The organism is Streptomyces sp. NPDC003077, from assembly GCF_040611095.1.
Taxonomy (GTDB): Bacteria; Actinomycetota; Actinomycetes; order Streptomycetales; family Streptomycetaceae; genus Streptomyces.
This window is the reverse complement of sequence record NZ_JBEXNM010000136.1, coordinates 1-5,407: the sequence shown is the minus strand read 5'-3', so window position 1 is coordinate 5,407 and position 5,407 is coordinate 1. Positions and strand designations below refer to the sequence as shown.

Sequence of the window (5,407 nt, the reverse complement as noted above, 5' to 3'; positions counted from 1 at the left end):
TACCCGGTTTATTGGTCCGTCGGGGCCAACATCGTTAACCACTTCTAAATACCCCTCTAGTTGGGGCGGGCCGGGCTCGCCGCCCCCGGGCCCCGGCCCCTTTCCCTTCGGTGGACGCGCGGCACCGGGCCGCGCGGTCACCTCACTTCTTGTCGATCACCTTCAGCGAGAGCTGGCCCGCGCTGGAGTAGTACGGGCGCAGTTCGTTCTGGATGACGGCCGCCGTGGCGGGCTTCTTCCCGAACAGCCCGCCCTTCGTCTCGGGCCGGGCCACCCGCGTCCGGAGCACCGGCCGCGGGAAGGTGAAGACGTTCATCGGCTGGAGCACGTCCGTCGCCAGCTTGCACATCCGCACCGGCTCGGCGTCCTTCCCGGGCACCAGCCACAGGTCCCAGATGTCCTCGCCGCCCCGCGCGTGCGCGCCCGACAGTCGCTCGCACGGCAGCTCGGAGCGCAGCCGGTCGCCCTCGCCCGGGGTGACCGGGAACTCCAGGTTGCGGTTCTTGTCCGAACGGTGCACGGCGCGCACCTGGGCACCCTCGCCCAGCTCCGCACCCCACAGACGCGCGTCGATCGTGATCCGCTCGTCCGACACGACCAGGGTGTCCAGCTCGCAGTGGCGCGGACGCACCAGGCTGCGCAGCGACAGCCGGCCGTTCTCGCCGACGTAGGGCAGCAGCAGGGAGAAGGCCGGTCCCTCCTCGCGCGGCAGCGGGAGGGAGAGGATCTCCAGGACGTCACAACCGTCCGTGTGCAGCGCGGCCTCGTGGCCCTGGGCCGTGCGCAGCGACAGCTCCCACTCGCCTTCGGCCGGCCCGTCCCGCCAGGGGATGACAGCCTCCTGGCCCACGAAGGGAAAGGTCACCGGCTCCTTGCGGCGCTGCGGATCGCGGCACACCAGCTCGGCGCCGTCCCCGTCACCCAGGTCCGCGACCTTGACGTGCACGTCGCCGCCCTCCGCCACCCGGCAGGCGGCGGTGCTCGGCAGCGCCTTGCGGGTGAGGGCGTCCCGCAGGATCGCCTCGAACCGCGCCGCGCTCGCCTCGGGCTGGAAGCGCTCGGCGTTGCGCTCGGCGGTCAGGCCCATCCGCTGCCGGCGCTCGTCGTCCTCGATGAGCTCCATGATGGCGGCGGCCATGGCCTGGGCGTCACCGACGGGGACGAGGAGACCGTCCTCGCCCGGGGCGATGATGTTCCGCGGTCCGTGGTCGCAGTCCGTGCTGACCACCGGCAGCCGGCTGGCCATGGCCTCGACCACCACGACACCGAACGGCTCGCGCTTCGACGGCAGAACGAAGATCGAGCCCTTGACGAATTCCGGGGCGACCGGGGCCGCCGGACCCATCAGCAGCGCACTGCTGTACAGGTGCAATTCCTCGATCTTGCGGCGCAGCTTTCCCTTCTCGGGGCCATCGCCGTAAATGCGCAGCTGCCAGTCCGGATACTTCGGGGCCACGATCGCGAAGGCGTCGATCAGGTCGTCGAAACCCTTGTGGGCCTTCAGCACGCCGGCGGTGACGATGATTTTGTTCCGGCCGCTCGCCCGCTTCTCGCCCACCGGGGGGATGCAGTTGGGCATGATCGCGATCCGGTCGCGATAAGGAGCGATCTCGCCGCCGAGGGTCCGCTCCTCCTCGGGCGTCAGGACGGTGATCGCGTCGATCCCCGGGTACGCCTCGTACAGCGGCTTCTTGATGTGCGCGCCGAACTTCGTCGGCATGGAGTGCTCCTGAGCGACCTTCAGGAATGACCCGGGGGTCTGCGCGAGGATAATCGTGATCTTCGGGTTCGAGCTGATGACGACATCGGCGTCGGTGGTCGCCAAGTATTCGCGCAGCCGGATTTCGGCGAGCCGACTGACCCAGGGCTTCACATCACTGGGCTCATTCGGGTAGACGAGCGGGAACTTCTCGATGAGTTCGTTCTCCCCGTCGTACCGCGGCGAGTGCTTGCGCAGGTCCGTAAGGTCGACGGTGGAGACCCGGGGGTCGAGCGGGAAGTATGCCTGGTCCCGCGACTTCCGCAGGCAGACGATTTCCACCTCGTGCTTTTCCACGAGCGCGTTCGCCAGGTTCTGCGTCGCGCTCACCACACCGCCGATATGACAGCGGTCGACCATCAAGAACGATATCTTCACGCGCTTCACTTTCATTTTTCGCGGCGAGGGGAGCACAAGTCCGATAAATCACGCGACTCCCGCTCAACCGTGGAAGCCACCTTGCAAGCCTCCAAGAATCGTACAGGTGAGCCATAGCCCGCACCGCAGACGTATTCCTGGGTAACAACCGAAACATAGCCATATGCCTGCTTTGCTGGGGCCAGTCGGCCGCCGTTCCTGCTGCGCGGGCGAGGCAGGGGGGGCGGGGCGGCAGGGGCCGGGAGCGGCGTGGGGTCGGGAGCGGCGTGAGGCCGGGAGCGGCAGGGGCCGAGGGCGGCAGGAGCACTCCGCGGGGAGGGGAACGGGCGCCCCGGGCAGGTGGGGGCGGGCGCTGCGCGGGGCAGGCGGGGGAGGGCGCCGCGCAGGGGAGGCAGCCGCCGCAGGCGGGCGGCGGCGGTACGGGGCGGGGGCCGCAGGTGGGCGGGTGCACGGGCAAGCGGGGGCGCGCGCCGCGGCCGGACGGTTCCCGAACGGCCCCGGGCACGCCCCCGTCCGCCGCCCTCTAGGGAACGGGGATGCCGGACGACCCCGGACACGCCCCCGTCCACCGTCCTCTAGGGAACGGGGACGGCCCCCTCATCCAGTAGCCCCCAGCGCCCTCACCACCGCCCCCGCCAGCTCGTCCAAATACCCCGCCGGCAGCTCGTCCCGCACCACCAGCAGCCGCCAGTACAGCGGGCCGGTCAGCAGGTCCAGGGCCAGGCGGGTGTCGGTGCCGGGGGGCACCTCGCCGCGGGCCACCGCGCGGGAGAGCACGGCCGCGGCCACGCTCTCCTGGCTGTCGTGCAGCGCCGTCTTCAGCGCGTCGGAGAGCTCCGGGGTGCGGGCGGCCTCGGCCAGCAGGTCGGGGACGATCTGAGCGGCCATCGGGTGCCGCAGGGCACCGGCCGCGACCTCCAGCACCATGCGGACGTCGCCCCGCAGGCTGCCGGTGTCCGGCGACGGGAGCCCCGACGAGGCGAGCGCGGCGACCACGTCGAGCACCAGGTGCAACTTGGAACGCCACCTGCGGTACACGGCGGTCTTGCCGACGCCCGCGCGGCGCGCGATGCCCTCGACCGACATCCGGGCGAACCCCACGGCGGCCAGTTCCTCGAAGACCGCCGCGCGGATCGCCTCGGTCTTCTCCTCGCGCAGCACGGCGGCGCCCGCGGGGGCGCGGCGCGCCCGTTCCGGGGCCGGGCCGCCGCCGGTCGCCGCGTTGCCCGTGTCCGCCGTTTCGTCCTTCGCCATGCCGCGATCCTATCGGCGGTGCGTCGATACGGTTGCGTTCCGACGTCACGAGGCCGTACCTTCTGCGTTGCGACGATACGGATCCGTTCCGACGTAACGCACGCGAAGCCCTGTGCACGGCCCACCCGCACGCGTACGGATCCGTCCTCCCCCACCCGCGACACACCGGCCGCCTCAGGGCGACCGGCCCCGGAAGGCGGCTGACAGCGGTATGCCCCAGACCCTCGCTCCCCCTTCGAACCCCCGAGGCGACACCGGCGGCTCCCCGGCCCCGGCCGTACCGAAGAACCGGCCACCGGACCCCGAGCTGCGGGCGCTGGCCGAGCGGTACGGCCTGTCGGTGAGCGGGGCGCGGCCCTCGCTGCCGGAGTACACACGGCGGCTGTGGGCGCGCCGGCACTTCGTCACGGCGTTCGCCACCGCGCGGCTCACCGCGACCTACACCACGGCCCGGCTCGGCCAGGCGTGGCAGGTGGTCACCCCGCTCCTCAACGCGGGCGTCTACTACCTGATCTTCGGGGTGCTGCTGCGCACCAGCCACGGCGTCCCCGACTTCATCCCGTTCCTGTGCGCCGGGATCTTCTTCTTCACCTTCACCCAGTCGGCCGTGCTGGCGGGGACCCGCGCCATCTCCGGCAACCTGGGGCTGGTCCGCGCGCTGCACTTCCCCCGGGCCGCGCTGCCGCTGGCGGCCACGCTGATGCAGCTCCAGCAGCTCGTCTTCTCCATGGGCGCGCTGACGGTGATCGTGCTGGTCTGCGGCGTGCCCATCACCTGGCACTGGCTGCTGCTGATCCCCACGCTGCTGCTCCAGACCGTCTTCAACGCGGGCCTGGCGCTGATCATGGCGCGGATCGGGGCACGCAGCACCGACATCAGCCAGTTGATGCCGTTCGTCCTGCGGACCTGGATGTACTGCTCGGGGGTCTTCTACGACCTGGCGGCGTTCACGAAGAACGCGCCGCACGCGATCGCGGTGCTCCTCGACTGCAACCCGGCGCTGGTCTACATCGACCTGGCCCGGTACGCCCTGCTCGACTCCCAGCGCGCCCACGCGCTGCCGCCGTACGTCTGGCCGCTGGCCCTGGGCTGGGCGCTGGTGATCGGCGTCGGCGGTTACGTCTTCTTCTGGAAGGCGGAAGAGAGGTACGGACGTGGCTGACCCCACCGTTTCCCACACCCCCGCCCCGGCCTCCGACGCGCGCCCCACCGTCGTCGTCGACGACCTGCACGTCGTCTACACGGTGCACGGCACCACCGGCGGCCGGGGCGGCGCCGCATCCGCCCTGCACCGGCTGATCCGGCGCCCGGCCGCCGCCGGTACCCGCGAGGTGCACGCCGTGCGGGGCGTCGGCTTCGTCGCGCGCCGGGGCGAGGCCATCGGGCTCATCGGCTCCAACGGCTCGGGGAAGTCCACGCTGCTGCGCGCGGTCGCGGGCCTGCTGCCGCCCGCCGCCGGACGCGTCTACACCGAGGGGCAGCCCTCACTCCTCGGGGTGAACGCGGCCCTGATGAACGACCTGACGGGCGCCAGGAACGTGCTGCTCGGCGGCCTGGCCATGGGCATGTCCCGGGAGGAGGTGCGGGGCCGCTTCCAGGACATCGTCGACTTCTCCGGCATCGACGAGAAGGGCGACTTCATCTCCCTGCCGATGCGCACGTACTCCTCCGGCATGGCGGCCCGGCTGCGGTTCTCCATCGCCGCGGCCCGCGGCCACGAGGTCCTGCTGATCGACGAGGCGCTGGCCACCGGCGACCGCGGCTTCCAGAAGCGCTCCGAGGCCCGCATCCGCGAACTGCGCGAGGAGGCGGGCACCGTCTTCCTCGTCAGCCACAACAACACGACGATCCGGGACACCTGCGACCGCGCCCTGTGGCTGGAGCGCGGCGAACTCCTCATGGACGGCCCGGCGGACGAGGTCGTGGCCGCCTACGAGGAATCCACCCGGGGCTGAGCGGCACCCACGCGGGGCCCTCGTCCCACGCCCGCGCGTGAAAACGGGGCGCCCCCGGCCC

At 71.7% G+C, this 5,407-nt stretch carries 4 protein-coding genes; 2 read left to right on the top strand and 2 right to left on the bottom strand.

Annotated elements, in window-relative coordinates:
• Positions 1-142 precede the first annotated feature (142 nt).
• Positions 143-2,137: a glycosyltransferase family 4 protein gene (locus tag ABZX96_RS37875; RefSeq protein WP_355554187.1), complete on the bottom strand. Its 1,995-nt coding sequence runs from the start codon at positions 2,135-2,137 to the stop codon at positions 143-145.
• A 597-nt stretch (positions 2,138-2,734) separates the two neighbouring features.
• Positions 2,735-3,391 carry a TetR/AcrR family transcriptional regulator gene (locus tag ABZX96_RS37870; RefSeq protein ID WP_355554184.1) on the bottom strand — a complete coding sequence of 219 codons (657 nt, stop codon included), beginning with the start codon at positions 3,389-3,391 and terminating at the stop codon, positions 2,735-2,737.
• Between the two features lie 211 nt (positions 3,392-3,602).
• On the opposite strand from ABZX96_RS37870, the gene ABZX96_RS37865 reads away from it, so the two are divergent.
• On the top strand, positions 3,603-4,553 hold the full coding sequence (locus tag ABZX96_RS37865) for an ABC transporter permease (protein WP_355554181.1): 951 nt from the start codon (positions 3,603-3,605) through the stop codon (positions 4,551-4,553).
• Positions 4,546-5,346 (top strand): ABC transporter ATP-binding protein, encoded by an 801-nt coding sequence (locus tag ABZX96_RS37860; RefSeq protein WP_355554178.1) that lies wholly within the window; start codon positions 4,546-4,548, stop codon positions 5,344-5,346. Before ABZX96_RS37865 ends, ABZX96_RS37860 begins: the two co-directional genes overlap by 8 nt.
• The last annotated feature ends 61 nt before the right edge of the window (positions 5,347-5,407 follow it).